Origin of the sequence: Streptococcus ilei, assembly GCF_000479335.1 — a bacterium.
In the GTDB taxonomy this organism is placed as follows: Bacteria; Bacillota; Bacilli; order Lactobacillales; family Streptococcaceae; genus Streptococcus; species Streptococcus ilei.
This window is the reverse complement of the sequence record NC_022584.1, coordinates 1,271,839-1,297,377: the sequence shown is the minus strand read 5'-3', so window position 1 is coordinate 1,297,377 and position 25,539 is coordinate 1,271,839. Positions and strand designations below refer to the sequence as shown.

Sequence of the window (25,539 nt, the reverse complement as noted above, 5' to 3'; positions counted from 1 at the left end):
ATGGACAGAAAGTTGGAAACAGGCCATATTCTTCAAATTGGACCTACAAATTGGCAGGGAGAAGTGACGATCCCAGAAGGTCTGAACTGGCATTATTTTTCTATCCAAACACCTCTACAGATAGAGGATTACATGGCGGAGCAAGGCATCAAGCAGTTTAAGGCCTTGGTGCTGGATCATCCTGAAAGGCTATTGAACTTCAAAGAAGAACTGGCTCTATTTCAGCCCTACACTGTTTTCTATGATCAAACATATGATCAAGAGTCATTTACAGAAGAACTGGCTCGTTTGATGCAACTGGTTCAGGCTAAGGCTTGGGATTTTTCTGATAAGGCTCACTTTCTCTATCAACTTCATCGTTTCCTTTATGACGGTCAGTACGGAGATGCTTTTAGCGTCAGAGATTTACGAATTAGAGCAGACTTTGAAGGGATGCAAACGGTCAGAGGGAAACACTTTTTGGAATTAGACGGTTCATATGGAGAGGAGTTTACTCCTATAGCCCAGTGGGTTAACACCTATTCTTATAATGGGACCATTCCTACGGATTTATGGTTAGAGTACGAGAAAACGGCAGGCTGTCAAATCCGTTTGCGGGTCCAATTTTTCCAGAGTGGTAGTCTGGGATCGTTAGAGAAGGAACTCGTCTATTCGGAAGTAGACTTGGTAAGGCCGGTTCTGATTGACGAGCCTGGTCGCTATTACCTATCTTTTTCACTGGAAGCAAGGGGACAGGGACAACTCATTATCGGTGCTTTGCACAAGCGCTTCTCTCACGGTCCCTTTGGAGAAATTTCTCTTGGCTCCCAGACTCTCAGAGACAGCAAGCGTCAGGAAATTTTTGCTTATTTCCATCCAGGAGATCTGAAGCCACCACTGAATATCTATTTCTCTGGTTATCGTCCTGCGGAGGGCTTTGAAGGCTTTTACTTGATGAAAAATATGGGAGCTCCCTTCATTCTCTTTTCGGATCCGCGTCTAGAGGGAGGATGCTTCTATCTTGGCTCTCCAGAGTTAGAAAAGAAGATTCAGGATTTTATCGATTATCATCTCCAAGCCTTAGGATTTGGTCCAAAAGAATTGAACTTTTCAGGTCTATCGATGGGCACTTATGGAGCCCTCTACTATGGAGCTTCATACTCGCCACATGCGATCTTGGTTGGAAAACCTATTGTCAATCTTGGGGATGTGGCGGCCAATCTGAAGTTTAAACGGCCAGATGAATTTGGGACATCACTCGATATGATGCAGTTACTCGTCGGTCAAGTGACGAGTGAAGGGATTGAGGTCTTGAACAAGCGTTTTTGGGATCGATTTGGTCAAGTAACCTTAAAGGATACTCTATTAGCCTTGGCTTATATGCGAGATGATGATTACGACCAGAAGGCTTATTCGGATATTTTAGAAGCTCTTTATCACCAACCGGTTCGGATCATTAGTTCGAGTCGGCCGGGGCGCCACAATGATGCAACGGAATCCATCATTGAGTGGTTCTTGACCCAATACAAAGAAATCATGGAAAGAGATTTTGGTAGAAGCGGATGATTAGGATGAGAAAACAGAAAGGTCGCCAGATTTATTGGGGATCAACCTCTTCGGCAGATTATTTATGGGGGTCTGTTATTCAGAGATTGGCAGTCGATCAGATTCGGTTTACGAATCCTTTAATGCCTTCTGGTCAAGTCTTAAAAACCTGGAAATCCCTCACAAGCTATGGGGAGGATCGGATGGCCCCCAGTCTACCACTTTTACAGAGAGGCCAGACATATGTGCTTGAAGCTCAGATGACTTCTAGGCCTGCTCATACGGTAATGTTGGAAATTGTTTGCCAAGACCGTTTTGGTAAGATGGTGGACCGGCAGGTCAGTACAGAGGGGCAGGTCAGGTTTGTTTATCCAGAGCAAGCTTATTCTTACCAAGTGCGTCTCCTCAGTGCTGGGATGCAAGAGTTTACCTTTCACCATATCACGATTTCTCCGATTTCGTCTGAACAAGGAGCTATTCTGATACAGACTAAATAGATTGCAGTAAATGAGGACCTAGTGGATTTTATTCAATTGAAAAAAATAAAAAAGATTTTAAAAAAGGTTAATGGCTGGAAAGATAGAATGTCTCAATTGACAGACCAGCAGTTACAAGAAAAGACAGAGGAATTCCGCCGTCGTTTCCGAAAAGGGGAGTCACTGGACGATTTGCTAGCAGAAGCTTATGCAGTCGTGAGAGAAGTCTCTCAGCGAGTCTTGGGGATGTTTCCTTACGATGTTCAAGTCATGGGAGCTATCGTTCTCCACCAAGGAAATATTGCAGAGATGGAAACTGGGGAAGGAAAGACCCTAACGGCAACCATGCCAGCTTACCTGAATGCTATAGAAGGGAAGGGGGTTATGGTGATTACCCCCAATACTTATCTGGCAACTCGTGATGCGGAAGAAATGGGTAAGATTTATCGTTTCCTAGGTTTAACGGTCGGGGTTCCACTCCAAGATAGGGAGGGCGAACTCTCCCCAGCTAGGAAGCGGACGCTCTACCAAGCTGACATTGTCTACACTACTAATAGTAGCTTGGGCTTCGACTATCTTTCAGAAAATTTAACAGCCTCTGTCGAAGGTCAATTCCTAGCAAAGTTTAACTATGCTATTGTGGATGAAATTGATTCTATCTTGTTGGATAGTGCTCAGACGCCCTTGATTATCTCAGGTTCTCCTCGAGTTCAATCCAATCTATATGGGATTGTAGATACCTTGGTCCGAACCTTTCAAAAAGGAGAAGAATACAAGATTGACGGAGACAAGAAACAAGTTTGGTTGACCCCTAAAGGGGTGAAGGCAGCCGAGGCTTTTTTATCCATTCAACATTTGTATAATCCTCAACATCGTGATCTCGTCCGCCATATCAATTTGGCATTACAAGCGCATCAAAACTATACAAAAGATAAGGATTATGTCGTCCGTGTAAATGAAAAAGGGGAGAAGGAGATTGTCCTTCTAGATCAGGCAACGGGGCGTCTCATGGAATTGACTCGCCTTCAAGGGGGACTTCATCAGGCACTTGAAGCCAAGGAAGGACTTCCTTTGACACCAGAGACACGGGCCATGGCTTCGATCACTTACCAAAACTTGTTCAAGATGTTTCGGAAACTCGGCGGTATGACGGGAACCGGGAAGGTTGCAGAAGCTGAATTTCTGGAGACCTATGCCATGTCAGTGGTTCAGATCCCAACCAATCGAAAACGCATTCGCCAGGATCTTCCAGATGAGATATACCAGACCTTGCCAGAAAAAGTCTATGCCTCTATTGCCTACATCAAAGAAGTCCATGCAAAGGGAAATCCGATTTTGATTTTTGCTGGATCGGTTGAGATGTCTATCTTGTACTCAAACCTTCTGCTTCGTGAAGGAATTCCCCATAATCTCTTGAATGCCAACAAGGCTTCTCGTGAAGCACAGATTATTGCTGAATCTGGTCAAAAAGGAGCGGTAACAGTTGCCACCTCGATGGCAGGTCGGGGGACAGATATCAAATTAGGGAACGGTGTAGCTGCCTTAGGCGGATTAGTGGTCATCGGGACGGAGAGGATGATGAATCGCAGGATAGATCTCCAAATTCGAGGACGATCAGGACGTCAAGGAGATCCTGGAAAAACCAAGTTCTTTGTCTCTCTGGAGGATGACTTGATCAAAAACTGGGGTCCAAATTGGATCCAGGATAGGTATCAAGATTATGACGTAGAGGATCGACTTCAAGAAGCCAAACCTCTATCTCGGAGAAAATACCAACGTATAATCGCTCAAGCTCAGGATGCGAGTGAAAGTGCTGCGCAAGCTAGTCGTCGCTTGACCTTAGAGTTTGCAGAGAGTATGAATATTCAACGTGATTTAGTTTATAAGGAACGGGATCGTTTAATCAGGTTAGGTAGACGTTTGGACGGATTAATCGAGAAAATTGCCCGAGAAGTTTTTGCCCAGGTAGCCAAAAACAAGAAGTATCAAGACCCGATTGCCTTCTATCACTATATTCTAGATCATATCAGTTATCAGGTTGTTCCTGCCCAGATCCCTCAAGCCTTTCCTTCCAAACAGGCAAAAGAGGATTTTCTCTGGGAGCTAGCCCGCTCTGAGTTACTTGCTAAATATCAAACGCTTGAATCCGATGAGGTGATTGCTCAATTTCAACGGATGGTACTTTTAAAGGCTATTGATGAAAATTGGGTGGAACAAGTGGATTATTTGCAACAATTACGTGTGGCCTTATCTGGCCAGTACACCAGCCAAAAGAATCCGCTGGTCGAATTTTACCAAGAAGCCTACTTGTCTTTCGATCGGATGAAGGCTTTGGCAAAAGAGCAGATGGTTCGCAATCTTTTACTCAGTCGAGTAGAAATCAATACAAAAGGGGAAATTGTCCTGTATTTCCCATAAAAGAGGATTTATGACAGTATACAATATCAATCTTGGGATTGGATGGGCCAGTAGTGGCGTCGAGTATGCACAAGCCTATCGGGCCAAGTTGCTACGACAGATCCAAGAACCCGCAAAATTTATTTTTATGGATATGATATTAGCAGACAATATTCAACACTTAACAGAGAATATTGGCTTTAAAGACCATGAAATCATATGGCTCTACACCCATTTTACAGATATAAAAATTGCGCCTACGACTTACACGGTGGAGCAAGTCCTGGCTGGGTTCGCTGGGAGCCCAACGCGAGAAGAGACCACAGGGAAGGTGAAACGCTATTTCTACGAAGACCAAGACAGTTTTTTGACCTGCTATCTTCGGGACGAAAAGAGTCCCTATGTAGAGCGCTGTGAGTATGTTTCTGGAGGGATCCTAGTCAGAAAAGATTATTTTTCCTATACTCGCTACTGTACAGAGTACTTTATCCCCAAAAATAATCAAGCCCATTTGATTGAACGGCGTTTCTACAATGAGGACGGAAGTGTGGCCTATCGGATGCAGGTGGCAGATGGTCAGGAGATTTACCGTTTCCCGGATCGTTATCTCCTGGGCCGGCAGGAATTGATTCGCTACTTCATGCAAACCCTCAACTTGACCAAACAAGATCTGGTGATTTTGGATCGGGAGACGGACATCGGCCAACCCATTTTTGAAGAGGCCCAAAAAGCTCGTCTAGGAGTCGTGGTCCATGCGGAGCACTATAGTGTCAACAGTACTGATAATCAATATATTTTGTGGAACAATTATTACGATTACCAATTTACTAATGCGGATAAGGTGGACTTCTTTATTGTCGCGACAGATCGCCAAAAGGAAGTTTTGGCAGCGCAATTTGAAAAATATACCCAGCATTCTCCTGCTATTTATACCATTCCGGTAGGAAGTCTTGAAAGTCTACCGCAAAAGGACTCTCGTAAACCTTTTTCTTTGATAACTGCTTCGCGTCTGGCGACAGAAAAACACATCGACTGGTTAATTCGAGCAGTTGTCGAAGCAAAAAAAGAGCTACCTGCTCTCTCTTTTGATATTTATGGAAAAGGCGGAGAGGAAGAGAAACTGCGGTCGCTAATTGAAGAGTTAGGAGCGATGGACTATATCCAGCTCAAAGGGCATATGGATTTGACCGCTATTTACAAAGATTATGAAGTCTATCTATCGGCTTCAACCAGCGAAGGCTTTGGCCTCACCTTGATGGAGGCAATTGGTTCTGGTCTTCCAATCATTGGCTTTGATGTACCCTACGGCAATCAGAACTTTGTTAGAGATGGGGAGAATGGCTACTTGCTTCCGACTGAACCAGACCAGATTGTGGACAGGATAGCGAGGTCCTTCGCTGAAAAGATCCACTTGCTATACCAGAGTCAAAAGGTGGCATCCATGCGTCAAGCATCTTATGCGCGTGCAGAAGATTTTCTAACCAGTAAGGTTGAAAAAGCTTGGTCTCAATTGATTGAGGAGGTGACCCATGCTTAATGTGTTTGATCGGTTTTCGCGCGAAAGCCAAGATCTGCTCTATTCTTTACAAAGAGCAGGTTATAGGCATCCAACCATCGTCTTGGAAGCAAATGGTTTTTTACCCGATGGAGTGGAGTCGCCTTTTCTTTACTTTTTAGGTCGACCGACAGGTGAAAAACGGGGGCGCTTTTTTAACGAAATTTTAGTTCCTGATTTTTGGGAAATTACTGGAGATGCGTCTGGCGGCCGGATTTCCTATTACGGCCAAGAAAAAGCGCGTATCTATTACCAAGGAGCGACTCATAAGCGAATTGTTGAGCGGGTAGAGTGGTTCAATCAAGAGGGACAAGTAAGGACAGTGGATCGCTATGATCAGTATGGTCGCAAAATAGCGGTAACCAGTTGTGATGGTCAGGGCAATCCTTTGTTAACCACCTACTTCGAAGAAGAAGTTGAACGCCTGACAGAAAATCATCAAACAGGTGATCTGCTCTTGACCCTGGATCATGAGCCTATGCGTATCTTTAAAAATCGACTAGATTTCTACGTCTTTTATGTCCAATACCGAGGATTTGCTTTAGATCAGGTGATTTTCAATACGCTGGCTCAGTCTTTTGCTTTGAGTTTGCAACTCGGCAAAATGGGACTGGTAGGCCGGGATGTTTTGGTTTGGCAAGAGCCATTACGGGATAATCTGCCAGGCAATATGCAACTCATCCTAAACAGTCCAGATATACGGACGAAGAAGATCTTCATCCCTCAAAGGGAGACCTATCTCCGTGCTCTACAGTTGGTATCACCAGAGCAACAGGGCTTTTTTGCCCCTCTTGGCTATATCTATGATTTTGTAATCAAAGATGATGTTCGTAAGGATGCTTTTGTATTAACAAATTCAGATCGGATTGAAGCCTTACCTTATTTGCTAGAGCAATTACCGGATGTGACCTTCCGAGTTGCTGCAGTGACAGAAATGTCTCCAGAGCTCATGTCTCTAGTCCGCTACCCCAATTTGGTCCTGTATCAGAATATTAGCCAGGAGCGGATCAAGGAGCTCCTTCACCAATCTAGTATCTATCTAGACATCAATCATTTTGGGGAGGTACAAGGGATTGTTCGCAAGGCCTTTGAGCACCGACAGCTAATCCTTGGCTTTGAACAGACTTTACATGACCCGCCTTATCTTGCTAAAGAAAATGTCATTAGGCAAGGAGAAAAAGACAAACTCGTAGCACGTATTAAAGAAATTTATCAATCAATAGAGAACTATCGACACGCAGTTTCAAATCAAATTGCACAGTCTAATGCGATCGAACAGGAAGTATTCCGTTCGAGATTCCAAGAAGGGATAGGTGATAGAAATGCCTGATCAGAAGAAGGACTTGTTCTATAAAGAAGTAGAAGGACGAATGAATGCTCTGAAGCGACGATCCGCAGAAAAAGAAAAAGCAACGCGCTCGGAAAAAGTCAACCTGACTTTAAATGTTGTTATCGGTCTCGTTATCTTGTTGGGGGTACTGCTCACCCTTTTCCGAGTTTTTGGAGGATAAGATGGAAATGCTATTTGTTGTGCTGATGTTCCTTCTATCGATCAGTCTAATCTTGTTGGTGCTGTTTCAACCTCGTCAACAACAATCACTGTCAACAGATGCGACCAGTAACTTAGGGAAGCCAAACTATTGGCTAGCCCGTCGAGGGATGAAGCTAGCGACCTTGATCGTTAGTGTCCTCTTTTTCTTAGTCTTGTTAATCTATCTGCTACTTGCTCGGGCATAGAAGGGGAGGGAAATGAGAAGAAGGCCCTTTCTCTTGAAGTAGTTGCTTGGAACGGGAGCAGAAGTGAGGTCGATAGGTCTGAATCTTTACTTCTTAGTGATAACTATTTTTTATGGAAGGTATATGAAATATATATTTTTCAAGCTTTCTATTCTATGATAGACTAAGTGTCACCAAGAGAAAAAGAGGTGGATTTATGACAACATTCCAGATTCATACAGTTGAGACAGCGCCAGAAGAGGTAAAAGAGGTTCTTGAAACTGTTCAAAAAGATAATAACGGCTATATTCCAAATCTTATCGGTCTTTTAGCAAACGCACCGACAGTTCTAGAAGCCTATCGCACAGTCGGTGCGATTAACCGTCGCAACAGTTTGACACCAGTTGAACGTGAAGTTGTCCAAATCACTGCTGCGGTGACCAACGATTGTGCCTTCTGTGTGGCAGGGCATACAGCTTTTTCGATCAAACAGATCCAAATGAATGACGACCTTCTTCAAGCTCTGCGCAATCGTACTCCGATTGAAACAGATCCGAAATTGGATACCTTGGCTAAATTCACCCTAGCAGTGATCAATACCAAGGGACGCGTTGGAGATGAGGCCTTAGCTGAATTTTTAGAAGCAGGTTATAGTCACCAAAATGCTTTGGATGTGGTCCTAGGTGTGAGTCTGGCTAGTCTCTGTAACTATGCCAATAACTTGGCCAATACACCTATCAATCCAGAATTGCAGCCCTACGCGTAAAAGAACCAAGCTTGTGCATGAAATGATGGAGCTAAGCTTAAAAATAAGAAAATGAGAAGGAGATTTTATATCTACTTCTTTTTTTGATGATGCCTTCTGGTATTTTATGTTATACTGAAAGTGATAAAATAATTGGAGATCAAGATGAAAAAGATTCCTTTAGCATTTTCAGGTTGTCTATTAGGTTTAGCAGGAGCGGGAAACCTTCTGTCTGATACCTTCCCAGTTCTGGCCCATTTTTTCAGTTTGACGGGTTTGTTTCTATGGGTCTTCTTTTTGTTTCACCATCTGATCTACTGGCAAGAAACAAAGATCGAACTTCAAGAACCAGCCCTTCTATCTGGAATGGCGACCTTTCCCATGGCTGGGATGATTCTATCGACCTATCTCCTACGACTGTTTCCTACATTTGGAGGACTTGCCCAGACAGTTTGGTGGTCTGCTTTCCTTTTAGATTGTAGCTTAATTTTCTACTTTACCAAGACCCATATTTTTGCAAAACCAAGAGCCAATGCCACCCCTAGTTGGACCGTCCTTTATGTAGGGATTGCTGTGGCAGCCTTGACCTATCCAGTGGTAGGGGTGGTTGAGTTGGCCTATCTGACTCTCGGGTTTGGCTTTGTCTTAACCTTGATTCTTTACCCGCTAATCTATCAGGGATTGAAAACTACCCCTTTACCGAGCCACTTATTGGGGCAAGAAGGCATTTATTGTGCGCCCTTTTCTCTTCTGTTAGCGGCCCTCGTTCGTCTTGGTGGAGCTAGTCTGCCGGTTTGGCTCTTATATATCATGATCGGTCTCTCTCAAGGTTTTTATTTCTTCGTTTTAACGCGTCTGCCCAGAATGATAAAAGAAGGGTTTCAACCAGCCTTTTCAGCCTTAACCTTTCCCACGGTCATCACAGCTACTTCCCTGAAAATGGCCCAAGACTTATTGCAAAGTCCTCTTTTAAGGCCCCTTGTCTGGCTAGAAACCATTCTTTGCCTAGCCATTCTTGTGTCTGTGCTAGTGGGCTTTATGACTTACAGAAAAGGGTAGAAGAAAGCTTGATAATCGCTACAATAAGCTGGTATTCCAATAGAAACTAGAGGTTAGAGACGGCTGTCTCGACCTCTTTTTTATCTACTTTCTAATTGAATCCTAGGAATGATTATGGTAAGATGCAATAAATCATTTTTAATCCCTTGAAAGGAATGTATGAAATTTTTAAAGACAAAGGCCAAGCTCTTTTATCCACTTTTATTGCTGGTCTTTTACATCTTGGTGCGGCCGCAATTTCGCGAGTTAGCCCAGCTAGTCAGCAACCAAGTCGGCCAAGCCCTTAGCTATTTTTGGACCCTTCTCTTTTTAGAAGCAGGTTATCTGATGCTTGTTTTTTCATTCGTGAAGAAGTATAGTCCACGTAGCGTTTTTCAGTGGGCAAAGAAGAAACAATTCCTCCCCGCTATCTACGCCACTATATTCACTAGTTGTGCCATCTATTGGCTGGACTACTTTCTCAGTGGTTTTACCAAAGGACGTCTAGCTATTTATCACTCCTTTCCGGTGACCTTGGAAGCCTTAGGATCTCTCATCCTCTTTGTCCTAGTGGTCATCATTCGACCGATGACAGTAGAATTGGTCTTCCGTGGAGCGCTTGTCCAAGCCTATTTTAAAAAATGGCCCTTCTATGCGAGTGTATGGGCGCCTGCCCTCATCTATAGCGGATTTCAATTCCTCCAGCATCCCTTTACTGTCTTGAGTTTTTTGATCTATACGATCCCTTCTCTTCTGTTTGGATTACTGAATGAAAAGACAGGCTCCTTGTATTATCCTATCCTTGCTCATATCGGACTGAACTTCATTTATAGCCTACCCATCATCTTGTCAACTATCCAGCATCTCTTCTCCTAGTCGTTTTAACAGTACTGGAGGAAGCTTCAAACCAAGGGCCAGAAGGTCGTTGGTTTTTTTTGAAATTATGGTATAATAGAATAAATTTAAAAGAGGGAGTGGGAGTTTGAGAAAAAGCTATCGTGTCAAGCGAGAAAAAGATTTCAATGCCATTTTTAAAAGTGGTATGAATTGTGCGAATAGAAAATTTGTGATCTACCGTTTGCCACAAGAGCAGCCCCATTTCCGTGTCGGCTTATCTGTTAGTAAAAAACTAGGAAATGCTGTGACACGCAACCGAATCAAGCGCTTGATTCGTCATGTTTTGATGAAGCACCAGGATCATCTTGTAGCAGATGATTTTGTTGTGATTGCTCGAAAGGGTGTTGAAGAGCTGGATTTTGACCAAGTTGAAAAAAATCTAGTCCATGTATTAAAATTAGCGCAAGTCTATCGTCAGGAAAGGTAATTACGTGAAAAAGAAATTAAAAGTAGCTAGCTTATTAGGAGGGGCCCTCCTTTTATTAACAGCCTGTGGAACGTCTGAAGTGACTTCCCAATCATCAGGAGTTTGGGAAAAATTCGTTTACTTCTTTGCAGAAGTCATCCGTTTTCTTTCGATTGGAGGAAATACCGGAGTTGGGATTATCCTCTTCACTCTCTTGATTCGGACGATTCTTTTACCAGTTTTCCAATACCAAATGACCTCCTCGCGCAAAATGCAGGAGATTCAGCCACTAGTGAAAGAAATCCAGGCCAAGTATCCTGGGAAGGATTTGGAAAGCCGCACTCGTATGTCAGAAGAAATGCGGGCCCTCTATAAAGAAAAAGGAGTTAAGACTTCCTCGGCCTTCTTGCCATTGTTTATTCAAATGCCAGTCTTGATGGCCTTGTTCCAAGCTTTGAGTCGGGTAGAATTCCTAAAAGTCGGTCATTTCCTTTGGTTGGATATGAGCGCAACAGACCCAACCTTTATTTTGCCAGTTTTGGCAGCCGTCTTTACTTTCTTTAGTACCTGGTTGAGCAACAAAGCCATGCCAGAAAAAAATGGTGGAATGACAGCCATGATGTATGCAATGCCAGTCATGATTTTCTTCTTCGCCATGTACTCAGCTAGCGGGGTTGCTCTCTACTGGGTAGTTTCCAATGCCTACCAAGTTGGGCAAACTTACCTGTTGAACAATCCATTTAAGATCATTGCGGCGCGTGAAGCAGAGCAACAGGCAATCAAAGATATAGAAAAACAAAAACGACGTGCATTTAATAAAGCACAGAAAAAGAAAAACTAAGAAGGAGTTTGACAGATGGTCCAATATACAGGAGTCAATGTTGAAGAAGCCATTCAAAATGGTTTGAAAGAATTAGATATCCCGCGCATGAAAGCACATATTACTGTCGTTTCTCGTGAAAAGAAAGGGTTCCTTGGTCTCTTTGGTAAGAAGCCAGCTGTGGTAGACATCGAACCGATTGCAGAAACTACGGTTACAAAAGCTAATCAACAAGCTGTTAAGGGAGTTCCTGAGGAAATAAATGTTCAAAACGAACCTGTCAAGAGTGTCAGTGAAGAGACTGTTGATTTGGGTCGTGTGGTGGCTGCGATTAAAAAAGTTGAAGAAGAAGGCCAAGAAGTTTCGGAAGAGGTGAAGGCTGAGATTCTTAAACATGAGAAGGCTCCTGAAACCATTCTTGAAGAACAAGGTCATGGGGAGATTCTCGATTCAAGTCCTAAAGAAGCTGAGTCACGCCAAACGTCTGATTTTGCTGATTTGGGCATTGAAGTAGAAGAAAGCTATGACATCGAAAAGGTTGTTTCTGATGTCACTTCCTATGTTCAAACAGTAATTGATGAAATGGATGTAGAAGCTAGCATTTCAAGTAGCTACAACCGTCGAACCATCAATATGCAGATTGATACCAATGAGCCAGGCCGTGTGATTGGATACCACGGGAAAGTTCTCAAAGCCCTTCAATTGTTGGCGCAGAACTATCTTTACAATCGGTATTCTAAGAATTTCTACATTGCTATTAACGTCAATGATTATGTTGAACACCGTGCAGAAGTTCTTCAAAGCTATGCGCAAAAATTGGCAAGTCGTGCTCTAGAAGAAGGTCAAGCACAACATACAGATCCAATGTCTAATAGCGAACGCAAGATCATCCACCGTATCGTATCGAAAATGGATGGAGTAACGAGCTATTCAGAAGGGGAAGAACCAAATCGTTACGTTGTCGTCGATATTGAAGGTTAATCTACCGTCTAAAAAAGAAGATTTCAAAAGGGAGAGAGGAGTGTAAGCTTGGTCTCTCCTTTTATTTTTGAGAAGGGAATAGCAGTATGTTTGTTAAGATTAAAGACTTTTTGAATTGTCAGGGGATCAAGTACCTAGCCCCTGCTAAAGCAGGTGAGGATGCGGAGCGAATGTTGGTCTATCGAGAGATGGGCCAAGAAGCTCGCAAGGAGTTCACTCATCTGGTCAGTGATTTTCAGAAGATTTTTCCGCACTTAAAACAAGAGCGGACCAGTCAGTGGATGAATCAAGCCCAAATTCTTCGCCCTCATTTTTGGGCCTATCTCCAAGGAGAGGGAGAAATAGCGGATCCGATGTTCGCCTTGCGACTTTATGGGGATGCGAAGGACTTTGGTGTATCCTTGGAAGTGAGTTTTATCGAACGCAAGAAGGATGAGGAGAGTCTACAAAAGCAGAACCGAGTTTTAACTCTTCCGGTTTCTTCGCCAGTCTATTATTTCGCCCAAATAGAAGGTGTCAGCCAACGATTTCAAGGAACAGAAGCCAATCGTCTGAGACTTCTCAAAGGTGTGGAAGCTAGCCAAGTCCGAAAGGTCTTGGTTAAAGTCGATGTAAATCTATCACAAGCGACTAGCCGAGATGCCATTCTTGAGGAATTAAAAAAAGGAATGGCCTGCTTGCTTCCATACTATGAAGCAACTCGTCAAAGGATAGAAGGAGATGCCTAATAAAAGCGGTATCATTGAACCTGACCCAACAAATTTTTCATAGCTATTGACAAACAGCCTTGAATCAGATAGAATAGTAAAGTATGTTTAGTAACTGATCACATTATAGCCGGCTAAACGAATACAAAATCTATGAGGAGGTATTCATCGTGAAACGTACTTATCAACCAAGTAAACTTCGTCGTGCGCGCAAACATGGTTTCCGTCACCGTATGGCAACTAAAAACGGTCGTCGCGTATTGGCAGCTCGTCGTCGTAAAGGACGCAAAGTTTTGGCTGCTTAATTCAGATAAAAAGCTAAAAACCAGTAGAAACTCGAGACTACTGGTTTTTGTTTTGCCAAAAGTGTATTCAGCTATGCTTTCTGTTATAATAGAGTGAGAAAAATCGTAGAAAAGGATCCATATGCAGATTTTTGATACCCATACTCACCTCAACGTTGAAGAGTTTGCAGGGCGAGAACAAGAGGAATTAGAACTAGCAAAAGAGCTGGGAGTCATTGCCCATAATGTTGTTGGCTTTGACAAACCAACCATTGAACGAGCAATAGAATTGGCAGACCAGTACCCAGAGGTTTATCTCACCCTTGGTTGGCATCCTACTGAGGCAGGCGATTATAGTCCTGAGGTAGAGGCTTATCTACTGGAACGGCTGAAACATCCTAAAGTCGTCGCCTTAGGGGAAATCGGTCTGGACTACCACTGGATGACAGCACCTAAGGAAGTTCAAGAGAAGGTCTTTCGCCGTCAAATTCAGCTATCTAAGGAACTAGACTTACCATTTGTAGTGCATACGCGTGATGCTCTCGAAGATACCTATGCCATTATCAAGAGTGAAGGAGTTGGCCCACGCGGTGGGATCATGCATTCTTTCTCAGGAAGTCTGGAAGATGCCAAACGCTTCATGGATTTAGGCATGATGATCTCTTTCTCGGGAGTGGTGACCTTCAAAAAAGCGACAGACATTCAGGAGGCAGCCAAAGAATTACCTTTGGACAAAATCTTGGTTGAAACAGATGCACCCTATCTGGCACCAGTTCCTAAGCGTGGCCGAGAAAATAAAACAGCCTACACCCGTTATGTAGTAGACTTTATTGCAGAACTACGTGGCTTAACGACAGAAGAGGTGGCACAAGCGACCTATGACAATGCGAGAAAGGTATTTGGCCTTGACTGAGAAAAGAAAAATACCAGAAGTGATTGTTGTTGAAGGCAAGGACGATACGGCCAATCTGAAACGCTATTATGAGGTGGATACCTATGAGACACGTGGCTCTGCTATTAATCAGGATGATTTAGAACGAATTGCTACATTGCAAGAGTTGCGTGGAGTCATTGTCTTTACGGATCCAGATTACAATGGGGAGCGGATTCGTAAAATCATCATGCAAGAAATTCCGCAGGTCAAGCATGCCTTTTTAAATCGTGGCGAAGCAGTACCCAAATCCAAGACCAAGGGGCGTTCCTTGGGAGTAGAGCATGCCAGCTATGAAGACTTAGAAAAAGCCCTATCTGGACTGGTTGGCTCCTATGAAGATGAGCATTTCTTTGATATTACCAAGTCAGACCTGATGCGTCTCGGTCTCTTGATGGGCAGTGACAGTCGCAAACGACGGGAATACTTGGGAGAAGAGCTCCGCATCGGCTACTGTAATGGCAAACAACTGCTCAAACGTTTGGAGTTGTTTGGGGTTTGTCTGTCTCAAGTAGAAGAGTCCTTGGCTTCTTATAAAAAATAGCGATGGAGGTAGCAGATGGGATTGTTCGACTTGTTTACAGATAAGAAAAAAGGGATAGGATATTCTTTAGAGGATGTTCAAGCAAAACATCAAAAGAATCCACGGCACTTTTTGATTCCCAGTCAAGAAGAAATCAACCAATTGAAGATGGGGGACCAGGTTCGCCTCATCTTTGTGCTGGATACAGTCTTGGAGAATGGGTGTCGTGCAGAGCGTATGTGGGTCGAACTCACTGAAATCCGCGATGGGAAGTTCAAAGGACGTTTAACCAATCAACCCGCTTATATTACCTCCATCCAGCTTGGAGATGAGCTGGATTTTGCGCGGGAACATATTGCAAGCTTGATGCTCCCCCAGTTGAATCTTGATACACAAAAAGGGGCAATGATTACCAAGGATTGCTTCCTACGACGTGAGATAAATTGGGCAGTTCACGATCTACCTCATCACCCGCAAGATAGTGGTTGGCAATTTTTTACAGGTTATGAGTCTCATGAAGACTTGGACGATCCGTCTAAGATTGCCATCATTAGCCTTGAAGCGGCCCTGGATATCGAACCCTTGTTGGAGACGGTCTTAGACAAGGATGGAGAAGCTTATGTCTACCAAGCGGAGAAGAACGCATTCGTAGAAGACTGTTAGACTAGCCTGTGGAGAAAAACAAGAGGGATATAGCCCTAAACTGATTAGAAAAGAGAAGATATGAGAATTGCAGATTATAGTGTGACCAAGGCAGTGCTGGAGCGTCACGGCTTTACCTTTAAAAAATCCTTCGGCCAAAACTTCTTGACCGATACCAACATCCTTCAAAAGATTGTGGACACCGCTGAGATTGATAAACAGGTCAATGTGATTGAAGTCGGTCCCGGAATCGGTGCTTTGACAGAGTTTTTGGCGGAAAATGCCGCAGAAGTGATGGCCTTTGAGATTGATGACCGCTTGGTTCCTATCTTAGCGGATACCTTGCGGGATTTTGACAATGTGACCGTTGTCAATCAAGACATCCTCAAGGTGGATCTCAACCAGTATATCGCTGAGTTTAAAAATCCAGAGCTTCCGATCAAGGTAGTGGCCAACCTTCCTTACTACATCACGACTCCGATCCTCATGCACTTGATCGAATCCAAAATCCCTTTCCAAGAATTTGTGGTTATGATGCAAAAAGAGGTAGCAGACCGCATCTCAGCTCAACCGAATACCAAGGCTTATGGATCTTTGTCCATTGCGGTCCAATACTATATGACGGCTAAGGTAGCCTTTATCGTGCCACGCACCGTCTTTGTGCCAGCACCAAACGTCGACTCTGCCATCCTCAAGATGGTCCGTCGCGAAAAAGCGGCAGTGGCAGTCAAGGATGAAGATTTCTTCTTCTCCGTCAGCAAAGCTAGCTTTGTCCACCGTCGCAAAACTCTTTGGAACAACTTGACTAGTCGCTTTGGCAAGACCGAAGACGTGAAGGCAAAATTGGAAGCCGGAATCGAAGCAGCCAGTTTGAAGCCATCTGTACGAGGAGAAGCTCTTAGTTTAGAAGACTTTGCCCGTCTAGCTGACGGTCTTCTAGAAGCAGGGATAAAATAATGGAAAAGACATGGGCTTCAAAGCTCATGTCTTTTTGAGTAATAAAAGGAAAGGACGGGATTTGAACCCGCGCGTGAAGAAGATCCACTTGCCGGATTTCGAGTCCGGTGCCGTACCAGACTGGGCCACCTTTCCAAGATGCGGAGAAAGGGATTTGAACCCTCACGCCCGAAGGGGCACATGCGCCTGAAGCATGCGTGTCTGCCGTTCCACCACCTCCGCATAGTTCTATTATACTCTTTTTGACAGAAATGCCAAGAAAAAATAGCATACTTTCTATCGAATGTATGGAGATAGCAGAAAGAGGCTGGGACAAAAGTCCGGCCTCTCAATTGTCTTTGGATTGTCGAGCAAGACGCAGTGGTTGAGTGGGCTCTACTACGCTGATTTTATCAGCTTTTACAGCCCTACTCAACTGTGCGGAGGTGGGACGACGAAATCGAATTCTAACGAATGACCGATTTCTGTCCCACTCTCTTCTTTCTTTTACTTATTCATAACTAAGTTGAGGATAAAGTTTTTCTTGTTCTGCAGAGGTATCTTTGAGAAGGAAGATAGCCCATAAGAGAGCAAGAAGAAAGACGACTAAGCCAGGGATCCCGCCTTCAGGTCCAAACTCACCACCTGTGATAAAGGTCCGGTTTGAAGTCGTGAAGTACATAAGAGAGGATTCACTATCAAAGCCACTAACATGGAAGCCGTAGACATTGCCCATGATGAAGTTCCAGGCGAAGTGGAAGCCACAAGGACCCCAGATATTTCCTCTCTTCAAGGCATAGACGGCTGTGAAGAGTCCGAAAACAAAGAGGTGGACCGTAGATAGCCAAGAAGCACCATTGTTATTCAAGTGGAAGTAAGAGAACATAGTGGAAGAAATGAGGATGGCAAGGTAGGAATTTTTGTGATAAGAAATAATTGGAATGAGCCAGCCACGAATATAGATTTCTTCGGCTGCCGTTTGGAAAATATAGCCAATTAGAACCAAGATCCAAGATACGAGGAAAGGAAGGCTAAATTGAATGCGATCGAAACGGACATCACCAGTGATAAAGAAGACGATTAAGACCGTGGTAATCATAATGGCGCCGACCAAGACCCCCTTAGCGAATTCGGACAGGCCGTTTCCTTTGGTAAAGCCCATGGTCCGAACCGGTCTTTTTTCAATGAGTTTCACCCAGAGGAAGAAGGCGATGATGGTGTAGAGGAAGGACAAAAGGTCTAGAATATTCCACCAGTCAGGAATCCAACTTTGTTTGTTCAAAAAGAAGTTTGTGGAAGCTGTACTAATTGGAGACATGTATTGGGTGATGTAATAGAGAATAAAGGGAGCTAAAAACCAAGGGGTTAAAAACTTCCCTTTTTTTACATTGGAAACGAGAGGGTTACTCTTGGAAAGAAATGAAAAACTCATAAAGGACCTCCTTATAACTGGCAGGGATTAGTAAGAAAGTCAGAAATACTGCCACAAAAATAAGGCTTCTTTCATTACTAATCAGGTAGCTTCGTCAATAAATGTATCAGTCTCCGTCACTTCCTTTCTGTCAAATAGTCTGCACTTCCCACAAGAGGCATATATATTATGTCCTTTCTCTCTATTATAAACCTATCTGAAAACGTTTACAACCGCTTGTGTGCATCTTGCTCAAAAAAACTGAATGGACTTCTTTTTTCATACTTAAGTAAGCAAGCGCTATCGTATATTTTTTGATATAATGGTAGTATTAACTTTAAAGGAGTGCTAGTTGCAAGGAACGATTGTTAAAGCCTTGGCCGGTTTTTATTATGTGGAGTGCGAAGGGGAAATTTACCAAACACGCGCCAGAGGAAATTTCCGGAAAAAAGGACAAACTCCCTATGTTGGAGATAAAGTAGAATTTTCAGCTGAAGAAAATTCGGAAGGCTATATTTTAAAAATATTCCCTCGAAAGAATAGCTTAGTCCGTCCACCGATTGTTAATATTGATCAGGCTGTCGTTATCATGTCCGCCAAAGAGCCCGATTTTAATGTTAATTTATTGGATCGCTTTTTGGTCCTCTTGGAGCAAAAAGTCATTCATCCAATCGTCTATATTTCAAAAATGGACTTACTAGAAGATCCGGCTGTCATGCTTCCTTTTCAAGAAGTCTATCGCCAAATGGGGTATGACTTTGTCACTGATAAGGAAGAGCTCTTGCCTCTCTTGAAGGATCAGGTGACGGTCTTTATGGGCCAAACAGGAGTGGGGAAATCAACCCTCTTGAATACCTTGGCTCCAGAGTTGGAACTAGAGACAGGAGAGATCTCCGACAGCCTTGGACGAGGTCGCCATACGACGCGAGCCGTCAGCTTTTATGATCTCAATGGTGGCAAGATTGCGGATACCCCTGGCTTCTCCTCTTTAGATTATGAAGTCGACAATGCAGAAGATCTGAATCATGCTTTTCCAGACATCGCCAAGGTAAGCCAGGATTGCAAGTTCCGTACTTGTACCCATACACATGAACCATCTTGTGCCGTCAAACCTGCTGTCGAGGAAGGGATCATTGCTTCCTTCCGCTTTGAGAATTACTTACAGTTCTTGAGTGAGATCGAAAATAGACGAGAAACCTATAAAAAAGTATCGAAAAAATTACCCAAATAAGGAGACCTGAATAATATGAAAACAAACAAATTAGCCCCATCTATTTTGAGTGCGGATTATGCAAATTTTGAAAGTGAATTGAAGAAATTGGAAGCATCTGGTGCGGAGTACGCTCACATCGATGTGATGGACGGCCACTTTGTACCGAATATCAGCTTTGGTGCGGGTGTAGTTGCTAGTATGCGTCCTCACAGTAAGCTAGTTTTTGACTGTCACTTGATGGTGACCAATCCTGAGCAACATATCGAAGAGTTTGCGCGTGCCGGGGCAGATATCATTAGCATTCACGTAGAAACGACTCCACACATCCATGGGGCCCTTCAAAAAATTCGTTTGGCAGGGGTAAAACCAAGTGTGGTCATCAATCCAGGAACCCCTGTTGAAAGTATCCAACACATTTTGAACTTGGTGGATCAAGTACTTGTCATGACTGTCAATCCAGGATTTGGTGGGCAAGCCTTCCTGCCAGAAACCATGGATAAGATTCGTCAATTGGTTCAATTGCGTGAAGAGAAAGGCTTGGATTTCGATATTGAAGTGGATGGGGGAATTGACGACAAGACGATTCACGCTGCGAAAGAAGCAGGGGCAAACGTCTTTGTAGCAGGTTCCTATGTATTTAATGGAGATGTGAATGAACGAGTTCAAACCCTTCGAGCAGCCATCCAAGACTAAGGTTGCGATTGTAGCTGGAGGCCAAGTGGAAACCATTCCGTTAGACTTGGATGTTTATGTCGGAGTGGATGCAGGTTGCCTTTTCCTATTAGAGCAAGGGCTGGAACTATCTTTAGCAGTTGGAGATTTTGACTCTGTTGAGCCAGAAGAATTCCAGAGGATTCAATCTGCGGCTCACGAATTACGGACTTCGGTAGCAGAAAAAAATGATACTGACCTGGAATTGGCGATTAAGGAAGTAGTAGAACGTTGGCCTCAAGCGGAAATTCTAATCTTTGGAGCCTTTGGTGGTCGCATGGATCACCACTTGGCCAGCGTTTTTTTGCCCACTGATCCAGAGATTGCTCCCCTTATGTCGCAACTTTGCTTGATGGACCGACAAAATTATCTCTGCTATCGTCCAGCAGGTCGCCACACCATTCAGCCCCTAGCAGGCTATACGTATGTAGCTTTCATGCCGGTTGAGGGAGCTTCCATCCAGATTGAAGGAGCCAAGTATCCCTTAAATTCGACCAATTATTTTAAAAAAGCTATTTATGGTTCCAACGAGTTTAGCAATCAGCCGATCACCTTAAGCGTTGATCGAGGCTATGCTGTTATCATTTATAGCAAGGATGGGAAATAAGATGGAATTAATCCTTTTTGTATTAGGAGTGGGAAATCTTGTCTTGCTCTTCTTGCTGTACCAACAACGGACAGCTGATAACAAACGGATCCGTGACTTACTAGAAGACCAAGAAGATCATCTTTCGGATCAGCTGGATTACCGATTTGAGAGAGAGCGACAAGCTCAGCAAATCACTGGTCAGCAGATAGAGATGGCGATCAGTGACCGTCTAATGGAATTACGGACAGAAATGCATCAGCAAACGACTGCTTTACGAGCAGAACTTGCTGAGAATTTTACTAAAAACCGAGACAAAACGGACGAACGGATGCAACAGATTCAAGCCTCCAATGATTTGCGGTTGGAGCAGATGCGTCAAACGGTCGAAGAAAAGTTGGAAAAAACCTTGCATAGTCGTCTCCAAACCTCTTTTGAGACTGTCTCCAAACAATTGGAGTCGGTTAATAAAGGCCTTGGGGAAATGCAGACGGTCGCTAGAGATGTGGGGAGTCTCAATAAGGTCCTCTCTAATACCAAAACCCGTGGGATTATGGGAGAACTTCAACTGGGCCAGATCATTGAAGATATCCTAACTCCCGCTCAATACGAGAGAGAGTTTGTAACAGTTCCTCATTCCAGCGAACGCGTCGAGTATGCAATCAAGATGCCTGGTCAGGTAAGAGGGGAATACGTCTATCTGCCAATCGACTCTAAGTTTCCTCTGGAGGGTTATTACCGACTGGAAGAAGCCTATGAAAGTGGAGAGAAAGAGGAGATTGAACGGTGTCGCAAGCTCCTTCAGACTAGTATTAAACAATTTGCCAAGGACATTCATCAAAAATACCTATATCCGCCTGCCACTACTAATTTTGGGATTCTCTTTTTACCGACGGAAGGCCTCTATTCAGAAGTGGTCCGCGACCCAGCCTTCTTTGATCGCCTCCGAAGAGAGGAGCAGATCGTTGTCGCGGGGCCAAGTACTCTTTCAGCCTTGTTAAATTCCCTATCGGTCGGATTTAAGACTCTGAATATTCAACGAAGTGCAGATGATATTAGCAAGGTCCTTGCTTCAGTCAAGACAGAGTTCCAAAAATTTGGAGGCGTTTTAGAAAAGACCCAACGGCAGTTGAAACATGCTTCTGGAAATATTGATGAACTCTTAAATCGAAGAACAAATGCTATCGAGCGTACACTTCGAAGTATAGAAACGTCAGAGAATCTAGATATGGCAAGCCTATTGAATTTAGAAGATGGAGAAGATGATGGTCAAAATTAATCAAATGAAAAAAGACGAATTGTTTGAAGGCTTCTACCTCATTAAGTCAGCAGATGTTCGTCAGACACGGGCTGGAAAGAACTATCTTGCCTTTGTCTTTCAAGATGAGACAGGCACGATTGAAGGAAAATTGTGGGATGCTCAGCCGCATAATGTGGAGCAGTTCCAAGCTGGTCGCGTAGTTCATATGAGCGGACGCCGAGAGGTCTACAACAATACGCCCCAGGTCAATCAATTGACCTTGCGTTTGCCTCAAAGCGGGGAACCGTCTAATCCAGCAGACTTTAAAGAAAAACCTCCGGTGAATCCAGTTGATTTGAAAGATTACCTGTCGGGGATGATTTTCAAGATAGAAAATCCAGTTTGGCAACGTGTGGTGAGGGCGCTCTACAACAAGTACGACAAGGAGTTTTACTCGTATCCTGCGGCCAAAACCAATCACCATGCATTTGAGACTGGCTTGGCCTATCATACAGCAACCATGGTTCGATTGGCCGAGAGCATCTCTCAGGTTTACCCTCAATTAAATCAAAGTCTCCTCTATGCAGGGATCATGCTCCATGATCTTGCCAAGGTATTGGAGCTCTCAGGTCCCGAGAATACGGAATATACGGTCAGAGGGAATCTCATCGGACACATTGCTCTGATTGATGAAGAAATTACCAAGGTCTTGCAAGAGCTGAAGATTGATGATCAAAAAGAAGATGTGATTGTGTTACGACATGTCATTTTAAGTCACCATGGTCAATTAGAGTATGGTAGTCCAGTTCGTCCGAAAATTATGGAAGCGGAGATCATTCATATGATTGATAATCTAGATGCCGAAATGATGATGATGACCTCAGCCTTGGCTTTAGTGGGACCTGGTGAAATGACCAATAAGATTTTTGCCTTGGATAACCGCTCCTTCTATAAGCCAAATTTATAAACAAGACCCAAAAAAGCCTTCTCTTAGTTTGTTAGTAAAAAAACGAGAAACGAATGTTGTAAGACTAACAATGTTCGTTTTTTGGTATAATATGGTATAATACAATAAAAAACTATGTGGAGAGATAATGAAGCTAAGAAGAAGTGAGCGGATGGTTGTGATCTCGAACTACTTGATTAATCATCCCTACGAATTGACAAGTTTAAATACATTTGCGGAGAAATATGAATCTGCCAAATCCTCTATTTCTGAGGACATTGTTATTATTAAACGGGCCTTTGAAGAAATGGAAATTGGACACATTGAAACTCTCACTGGGGCAGGTGGAGGGGTCATCTTTACACCATCGATTTCGGATGCAGATTCAAGAGAAATTGTCCAAAACTTGTGCAATCAATTGTCAGAAAGCAATCGGATTTTACCAGGTGGTTATATCTACCTTTCAGACCTATTGAGCAATCCAAAAATCCTAAATAATATTGGGCGCATTATTGCCAAGGCTTTTCGAGATCAAAAAATCGATGCTGTTATGACGGTGGCAACCAAGGGAGTTCCATTAGCAAACGCGGTAGCCAATGTCTTAAATGTTCCCTTTGTCATTGTGCGACGAGATCTAAAAATTACAGAAGGATCAACGGTCAGTGTGAACTATGTATCAGGTTCCAGTGGCGATCGGATTGAGAAAATGTTTTTGTCCAAACGCAGTTTGAAAGCGGGCAGCCGTGTCTTGATTGTCGATGACTTCCTTAAAGGGGGGGGGACTATCAGTGGGATGGTTAGCCTCTTAGCTGAGTTTGAATCAGAGTTAGCAGGAGTCGCTATTTTTGCGGACAATGCTTCGGCTAGAAGTAAAGATTTATTTGATCACAAGTCACTTCTACGTGTAACCAACATTGATGTAGTAGAAAATAAAATTGATGTAGAAATCGGAAATATTTTCGATAAGGATTAAGTCTGGAGAGGGAGATAGGAAAATGAAAACAATTTTAGACCGTTTTGATCGTAGCCCCCTATGGCTTCGATTGGCAACGATATTCATCTTGACAGGAGTTCTTGTCGGTGGGCTTTATACGGTTCGAAAAAATTCTGCAGACCAAGTTACAGTGGTGAAACAAGAAGCCAAAAAGACAGGTTCTCTTCCTATTAAAAAGAAAGACCCTAAAAAAGCAAAAGAAGAAGAGGAAGCGAAAATCGCTGAAGATGCAGAAAAGGCAGTCGCTCATTTTGAAACGACTGCAACCCAAGAAACCTTAACAGCTGCCCGAGAAGCCGTGGAAAAAGTGAAGGACGAAACAAAGAAACAGGCCTTCCAAGCCCGAATTCAGTACATTGTAGACTACTATGGAATGCAAACCAACCAGAATACTCAATCAACTGATACGAATCAAGCTAGTCAAACAGGGCAACCTCAACAAGTGGTTCCGGCAGAAGTTCCTCAATATCAGTCCAATGAAGTTCCTCAAGTTTCGAATGCTACAATTCCAGCTGTAACGCAACAATATGAACAATAATTTAGCACGGTTTTAAGAAGAAGCAATCGTGCAAAAAAGAGAAAAAAATCTTGACAGTGAAAGTACCGCTATGTTACAATAATAGACGGTACTTTTTACTTTTGGTCTCTCAAGAGTGTACAGGGACGTGCTGACAAATGTTGCAAAAGTACACACAGATGATAGCTGTCACCAAGTGTATCATCACCAAAAATAAAAAAAAACACAGGAGAATGTAGATGCCTACAATTAACCAATTGGTTCGCAAACCGCGTAAATCAAAAGTAGAAAAATCTAAATCACCAGCTTTGAACGTTGGTTACAACAGTCATAAAAAAGTTCAAACAAACGTTTCTTCACCACAAAAACGTGGTGTAGCAACTCGTGTTGGAACTATGACACCTAAAAAACCTAACTCTGCCCTTCGTAAATTTGCTCGTGTACGTTTGAGCAACTTGATCGAAGTTACTGCCTACATCCCAGGTATCGGACACAACTTGCAAGAGCACAGCGTGGTGCTTCTTCGTGGTGGACGTGTAAAAGACCTTCCAGGGGTACGTTACCATATCGTCCGTGGTGCACTTGATACTGCAGGTGTTAACGATCGTAAACAAGGCCGTTCTAAATACGGTACTAAACGTCCGAAAAAAGCATAAGGAAAGGGGATAAAGAGAAATGAGTCGTAAAAATAGAGCTCCAAAACGTGACGTATTGCCAGATCCGCTTTACAATTCACAACTAGTTACTCGTCTTATCAACCGCGTTATGCTTGATGGTAAACGTGGTACAGCAGCTTCAATCGTTTACGGTGCTTTTGAGCAAATCAAAGAAGCTACTGGAAATGACGCACTTGAAGTATTTGAAACAGCTATGGAAAACATCATGCCTGTACTTGAAGTACGTGCACGTCGTGTTGGTGGATCAAACTACCAAGTCCCAGTTGAAGTTCGTCCAGAACGTCGTACAACACTTGGACTTCGTTGGTTGGTAACAATCGCTCGTCAACGTGGTGAGCACACAATGGTTGACCGCCTTGCTAAAGAAATCTTGGATGCTGCAAACAACACTGGTGCAGCTGTTAAGAAACGTGAAGACACTCACCGTATGGCTGAAGCTAACCGTGCCTTCGCACACTTCCGCTGGTAAGAATAAGATACTGAGGGCGTTAAAAAAGCGACTGAAAATTAGGAAGTTTGACGCAGAATCAAAGATTCTAGGAAAGCTTATCTATTTTCCGAGCTTTTAGCCCGGGTTCAATTGAGCTCGGTCCGCTCTTTAGTTCAATTCAACTTACCATCTCGTAAGTTGAAACCAACACATACATGAGAACACTGAGAACGGGT

At 43.4% G+C, this 25,539-nt stretch carries 29 protein-coding genes and 2 tRNA genes; 28 read left to right on the top strand and 3 right to left on the bottom strand.

Going from position 1 to position 25,539, the window contains the following annotated elements; translation table 11 throughout:
• The 19 genes from asp2 (at window position 1) to rsmA (ending at window position 16,599) form a co-directional block, all read left to right on the top strand.
• Window positions 1-1,545, top strand: coding sequence for an accessory Sec system protein Asp2 (gene asp2, locus N596_RS06195; protein WP_023027317.1), 1,545 nt, complete (start codon window positions 1-3; stop codon window positions 1,543-1,545).
• A gap of 5 nt (window positions 1,546-1,550) precedes the next feature.
• Complete coding sequence (asp3, locus tag N596_RS06190) at window positions 1,551-2,021, top strand: accessory Sec system protein Asp3 (protein ID WP_042361434.1); 471 nt, start codon at window positions 1,551-1,553, stop codon at window positions 2,019-2,021.
• A complete protein-coding gene (gene secA2 / locus N596_RS06185; RefSeq protein ID WP_444547696.1) occupies window positions 2,022-4,418 on the top strand; it encodes an accessory Sec system translocase SecA2 in 2,397 nt (798 codons plus the stop codon).
• 10 nt (window positions 4,419-4,428) lie between these two features.
• Window positions 4,429-5,934, top strand: a complete 1,506-nt coding sequence (gtfA, locus tag N596_RS06180; protein WP_023027314.1) for an accessory Sec system glycosyltransferase GtfA — start codon at window positions 4,429-4,431, stop codon at window positions 5,932-5,934.
• Window positions 5,927-7,282 (top strand): accessory Sec system glycosylation chaperone GtfB, encoded by a 1,356-nt coding sequence (gene gtfB / locus N596_RS06175; protein ID WP_023027313.1) that lies wholly within the window; start codon window positions 5,927-5,929, stop codon window positions 7,280-7,282. The genes gtfA and gtfB overlap by 8 nt, the downstream gene beginning before the upstream one ends.
• On the top strand, window positions 7,275-7,463 hold the full coding sequence (gene asp4, locus N596_RS06170; RefSeq protein ID WP_023024538.1) for an accessory Sec system protein Asp4: 189 nt from the start codon (window positions 7,275-7,277) through the stop codon (window positions 7,461-7,463). Before gtfB ends, asp4 begins: the two co-directional genes overlap by 8 nt.
• A gap of 1 nt (window position 7,464) precedes the next feature.
• Entirely contained in the window at window positions 7,465-7,689 is a 225-nt protein-coding gene (gene asp5, locus N596_RS06165; protein ID WP_023027312.1) for an accessory Sec system protein Asp5, read from the top strand.
• A 196-nt stretch (window positions 7,690-7,885) separates the two neighbouring features.
• Window positions 7,886-8,434 carry a carboxymuconolactone decarboxylase family protein gene (locus N596_RS06160; protein WP_023027311.1) on the top strand — a complete coding sequence of 183 codons (549 nt, stop codon included), beginning with the start codon at window positions 7,886-7,888 and terminating at the stop codon, window positions 8,432-8,434.
• Window positions 8,435-8,578: 144 nt separating this feature from the next.
• A complete protein-coding gene (locus N596_RS06155; RefSeq protein ID WP_023027310.1) occupies window positions 8,579-9,472 on the top strand; it encodes a TDT family transporter in 894 nt (297 codons plus the stop codon).
• 159 nt (window positions 9,473-9,631) lie between these two features.
• Window positions 9,632-10,327, top strand: coding sequence for a CPBP family intramembrane glutamic endopeptidase (locus tag N596_RS06150; RefSeq protein WP_023024531.1), 696 nt, complete (start codon window positions 9,632-9,634; stop codon window positions 10,325-10,327).
• 106 nt (window positions 10,328-10,433) lie between these two features.
• Entirely contained in the window at window positions 10,434-10,775 is a 342-nt protein-coding gene (gene rnpA, locus N596_RS06145) for a ribonuclease P protein component (protein WP_023024530.1), read from the top strand.
• 4 nt (window positions 10,776-10,779) lie between these two features.
• Entirely contained in the window at window positions 10,780-11,595 is an 816-nt protein-coding gene (locus tag N596_RS06140; RefSeq protein ID WP_023027309.1) for a YidC/Oxa1 family membrane protein insertase, read from the top strand.
• Between the two features lie 15 nt (window positions 11,596-11,610).
• Window positions 11,611-12,555, top strand: a complete 945-nt coding sequence (gene jag, locus N596_RS06135) for an RNA-binding cell elongation regulator Jag/EloR (RefSeq protein WP_023027308.1) — start codon at window positions 11,611-11,613, stop codon at window positions 12,553-12,555.
• 86 nt (window positions 12,556-12,641) lie between these two features.
• Window positions 12,642-13,283, top strand: coding sequence for a hypothetical protein (locus tag N596_RS06130; protein ID WP_023024524.1), 642 nt, complete (start codon window positions 12,642-12,644; stop codon window positions 13,281-13,283).
• A 149-nt stretch (window positions 13,284-13,432) separates the two neighbouring features.
• Window positions 13,433-13,567: a 50S ribosomal protein L34 gene (rpmH, locus tag N596_RS06125; RefSeq protein WP_003003086.1), complete on the top strand. Its 135-nt coding sequence runs from the start codon at window positions 13,433-13,435 to the stop codon at window positions 13,565-13,567.
• 121 nt (window positions 13,568-13,688) lie between these two features.
• Window positions 13,689-14,459, top strand: a complete 771-nt coding sequence (locus tag N596_RS06120) for a TatD family hydrolase (RefSeq protein WP_023024522.1) — start codon at window positions 13,689-13,691, stop codon at window positions 14,457-14,459.
• Window positions 14,431-15,021, top strand: coding sequence for a ribonuclease M5 (gene rnmV, locus N596_RS06115; RefSeq protein WP_023027307.1), 591 nt, complete (start codon window positions 14,431-14,433; stop codon window positions 15,019-15,021). Before N596_RS06120 ends, rnmV begins: the two co-directional genes overlap by 29 nt.
• Before the next feature lie 15 nt (window positions 15,022-15,036).
• A complete protein-coding gene (locus N596_RS06110; RefSeq protein ID WP_023024518.1) occupies window positions 15,037-15,663 on the top strand; it encodes an immunity protein Imm33 domain-containing protein in 627 nt (208 codons plus the stop codon).
• Window positions 15,664-15,723: 60 nt separating this feature from the next.
• Window positions 15,724-16,599 carry a 16S rRNA (adenine(1518)-N(6)/adenine(1519)-N(6))-dimethyltransferase RsmA gene (gene rsmA, locus N596_RS06105; protein WP_023024516.1) on the top strand — a complete coding sequence of 292 codons (876 nt, stop codon included), beginning with the start codon at window positions 15,724-15,726 and terminating at the stop codon, window positions 16,597-16,599.
• A 46-nt stretch (window positions 16,600-16,645) separates the two neighbouring features.
• Here the strand turns inward: rsmA and N596_RS06100 are convergent.
• The 3 genes from N596_RS06100 to N596_RS06090 all read right to left on the bottom strand — a co-directional run bounded on the left by N596_RS06100 (window position 16,646) and on the right by N596_RS06090 (window position 18,010).
• Window positions 16,646-16,734 (bottom strand) — tRNA-Ser (locus tag N596_RS06100).
• Window positions 16,735-16,738: 4 nt separating this feature from the next.
• Window positions 16,739-16,821 (bottom strand) — tRNA-Leu (locus tag N596_RS06095).
• A 268-nt stretch (window positions 16,822-17,089) separates the two neighbouring features.
• Window positions 17,090-18,010: a CPBP family intramembrane glutamic endopeptidase gene (locus N596_RS06090; protein WP_023024514.1), complete on the bottom strand. Its 921-nt coding sequence runs from the start codon at window positions 18,008-18,010 to the stop codon at window positions 17,090-17,092.
• A 331-nt stretch (window positions 18,011-18,341) separates the two neighbouring features.
• Here N596_RS06090 and rsgA point away from each other — a divergent pair, with 331 nt between their 5' ends.
• The 9 genes from rsgA to rpsG all read left to right on the top strand — a co-directional run bounded on the left by rsgA (window position 18,342) and on the right by rpsG (window position 25,342).
• Window positions 18,342-19,220: a ribosome small subunit-dependent GTPase A gene (gene rsgA, locus N596_RS10095; RefSeq protein ID WP_042361264.1), complete on the top strand. Its 879-nt coding sequence runs from the start codon at window positions 18,342-18,344 to the stop codon at window positions 19,218-19,220.
• Window positions 19,221-19,235: 15 nt separating this feature from the next.
• On the top strand, window positions 19,236-19,895 hold the full coding sequence (rpe, locus tag N596_RS10090; protein ID WP_042361263.1) for a ribulose-phosphate 3-epimerase: 660 nt from the start codon (window positions 19,236-19,238) through the stop codon (window positions 19,893-19,895).
• Window positions 19,855-20,520: a thiamine diphosphokinase gene (locus tag N596_RS06075; RefSeq protein ID WP_023027306.1), complete on the top strand. Its 666-nt coding sequence runs from the start codon at window positions 19,855-19,857 to the stop codon at window positions 20,518-20,520. Before rpe ends, N596_RS06075 begins: the two co-directional genes overlap by 41 nt.
• A gap of 1 nt (window position 20,521) precedes the next feature.
• Entirely contained in the window at window positions 20,522-21,778 is a 1,257-nt protein-coding gene (locus tag N596_RS06070; protein ID WP_023024506.1) for a DNA recombination protein RmuC, read from the top strand.
• Window positions 21,765-22,706 carry a 3'-5' exoribonuclease YhaM family protein gene (locus N596_RS06065; RefSeq protein ID WP_023027304.1) on the top strand — a complete coding sequence of 314 codons (942 nt, stop codon included), beginning with the start codon at window positions 21,765-21,767 and terminating at the stop codon, window positions 22,704-22,706. Before N596_RS06070 ends, N596_RS06065 begins: the two co-directional genes overlap by 14 nt.
• Window positions 22,707-22,833: 127 nt before the next feature.
• A complete protein-coding gene (purR, locus tag N596_RS06060) occupies window positions 22,834-23,658 on the top strand; it encodes a pur operon repressor (protein ID WP_023027303.1) in 825 nt (274 codons plus the stop codon).
• A 22-nt stretch (window positions 23,659-23,680) separates the two neighbouring features.
• Complete coding sequence (locus N596_RS06055; protein WP_023024500.1) at window positions 23,681-24,217, top strand: hypothetical protein; 537 nt, start codon at window positions 23,681-23,683, stop codon at window positions 24,215-24,217.
• Window positions 24,218-24,435: 218 nt separating this feature from the next.
• On the top strand, window positions 24,436-24,852 hold the full coding sequence (gene rpsL, locus N596_RS06050) for a 30S ribosomal protein S12 (protein WP_001142333.1): 417 nt from the start codon (window positions 24,436-24,438) through the stop codon (window positions 24,850-24,852).
• A gap of 19 nt (window positions 24,853-24,871) precedes the next feature.
• A complete protein-coding gene (gene rpsG / locus N596_RS06045) occupies window positions 24,872-25,342 on the top strand; it encodes a 30S ribosomal protein S7 (RefSeq protein ID WP_003003105.1) in 471 nt (156 codons plus the stop codon).
• The last annotated feature ends 197 nt before the right edge of the window (window positions 25,343-25,539 follow it).

Coding starts and splice junctions, on each gene's coding strand:
- asp2 (WP_023027317.1), top strand. CDS start 1: ATGGACAGAAAGTTGGAAACAGGCCATATTCTTCAAATTGGACCTACA.
- asp3 (WP_042361434.1), top strand. CDS start 1,551: ATGAGAAAACAGAAAGGTCGCCAGATTTATTGGGGATCAACCTCTTCG.
- gtfA (WP_023027314.1), top strand. CDS start 4,429: ATGACAGTATACAATATCAATCTTGGGATTGGATGGGCCAGTAGTGGC.
- gtfB (WP_023027313.1), top strand. CDS start 5,927: ATGCTTAATGTGTTTGATCGGTTTTCGCGCGAAAGCCAAGATCTGCTC.
- asp4 (WP_023024538.1), top strand. CDS start 7,275: ATGCCTGATCAGAAGAAGGACTTGTTCTATAAAGAAGTAGAAGGACGA.
- asp5 (WP_023027312.1), top strand. CDS start 7,465: ATGGAAATGCTATTTGTTGTGCTGATGTTCCTTCTATCGATCAGTCTA.
- N596_RS06160 (WP_023027311.1), top strand. CDS start 7,886: ATGACAACATTCCAGATTCATACAGTTGAGACAGCGCCAGAAGAGGTA.
- N596_RS06155 (WP_023027310.1), top strand. CDS start 8,579: ATGAAAAAGATTCCTTTAGCATTTTCAGGTTGTCTATTAGGTTTAGCA.
- N596_RS06150 (WP_023024531.1), top strand. CDS start 9,632: ATGAAATTTTTAAAGACAAAGGCCAAGCTCTTTTATCCACTTTTATTG.
- jag (WP_023027308.1), top strand. CDS start 11,611: ATGGTCCAATATACAGGAGTCAATGTTGAAGAAGCCATTCAAAATGGT.
- N596_RS06130 (WP_023024524.1), top strand. CDS start 12,642: ATGTTTGTTAAGATTAAAGACTTTTTGAATTGTCAGGGGATCAAGTAC.
- N596_RS06120 (WP_023024522.1), top strand. CDS start 13,689: ATGCAGATTTTTGATACCCATACTCACCTCAACGTTGAAGAGTTTGCA.
- rnmV (WP_023027307.1), top strand. CDS start 14,431: ATGCGAGAAAGGTATTTGGCCTTGACTGAGAAAAGAAAAATACCAGAA.
- N596_RS06110 (WP_023024518.1), top strand. CDS start 15,037: ATGGGATTGTTCGACTTGTTTACAGATAAGAAAAAAGGGATAGGATAT.
- rsmA (WP_023024516.1), top strand. CDS start 15,724: ATGAGAATTGCAGATTATAGTGTGACCAAGGCAGTGCTGGAGCGTCAC.
- N596_RS06090 (WP_023024514.1), bottom strand. CDS start 18,010: ATGAGTTTTTCATTTCTTTCCAAGAGTAACCCTCTCGTTTCCAATGTA.
- rpe (WP_042361263.1), top strand. CDS start 19,236: ATGAAAACAAACAAATTAGCCCCATCTATTTTGAGTGCGGATTATGCA.
- N596_RS06075 (WP_023027306.1), top strand. CDS start 19,855: ATGAACGAGTTCAAACCCTTCGAGCAGCCATCCAAGACTAAGGTTGCG.
- N596_RS06070 (WP_023024506.1), top strand. CDS start 20,522: ATGGAATTAATCCTTTTTGTATTAGGAGTGGGAAATCTTGTCTTGCTC.
- N596_RS06065 (WP_023027304.1), top strand. CDS start 21,765: ATGGTCAAAATTAATCAAATGAAAAAAGACGAATTGTTTGAAGGCTTC.
- purR (WP_023027303.1), top strand. CDS start 22,834: ATGAAGCTAAGAAGAAGTGAGCGGATGGTTGTGATCTCGAACTACTTG.
- N596_RS06055 (WP_023024500.1), top strand. CDS start 23,681: ATGAAAACAATTTTAGACCGTTTTGATCGTAGCCCCCTATGGCTTCGA.
- rpsL (WP_001142333.1), top strand. CDS start 24,436: ATGCCTACAATTAACCAATTGGTTCGCAAACCGCGTAAATCAAAAGTA.
- rpsG (WP_003003105.1), top strand. CDS start 24,872: ATGAGTCGTAAAAATAGAGCTCCAAAACGTGACGTATTGCCAGATCCG.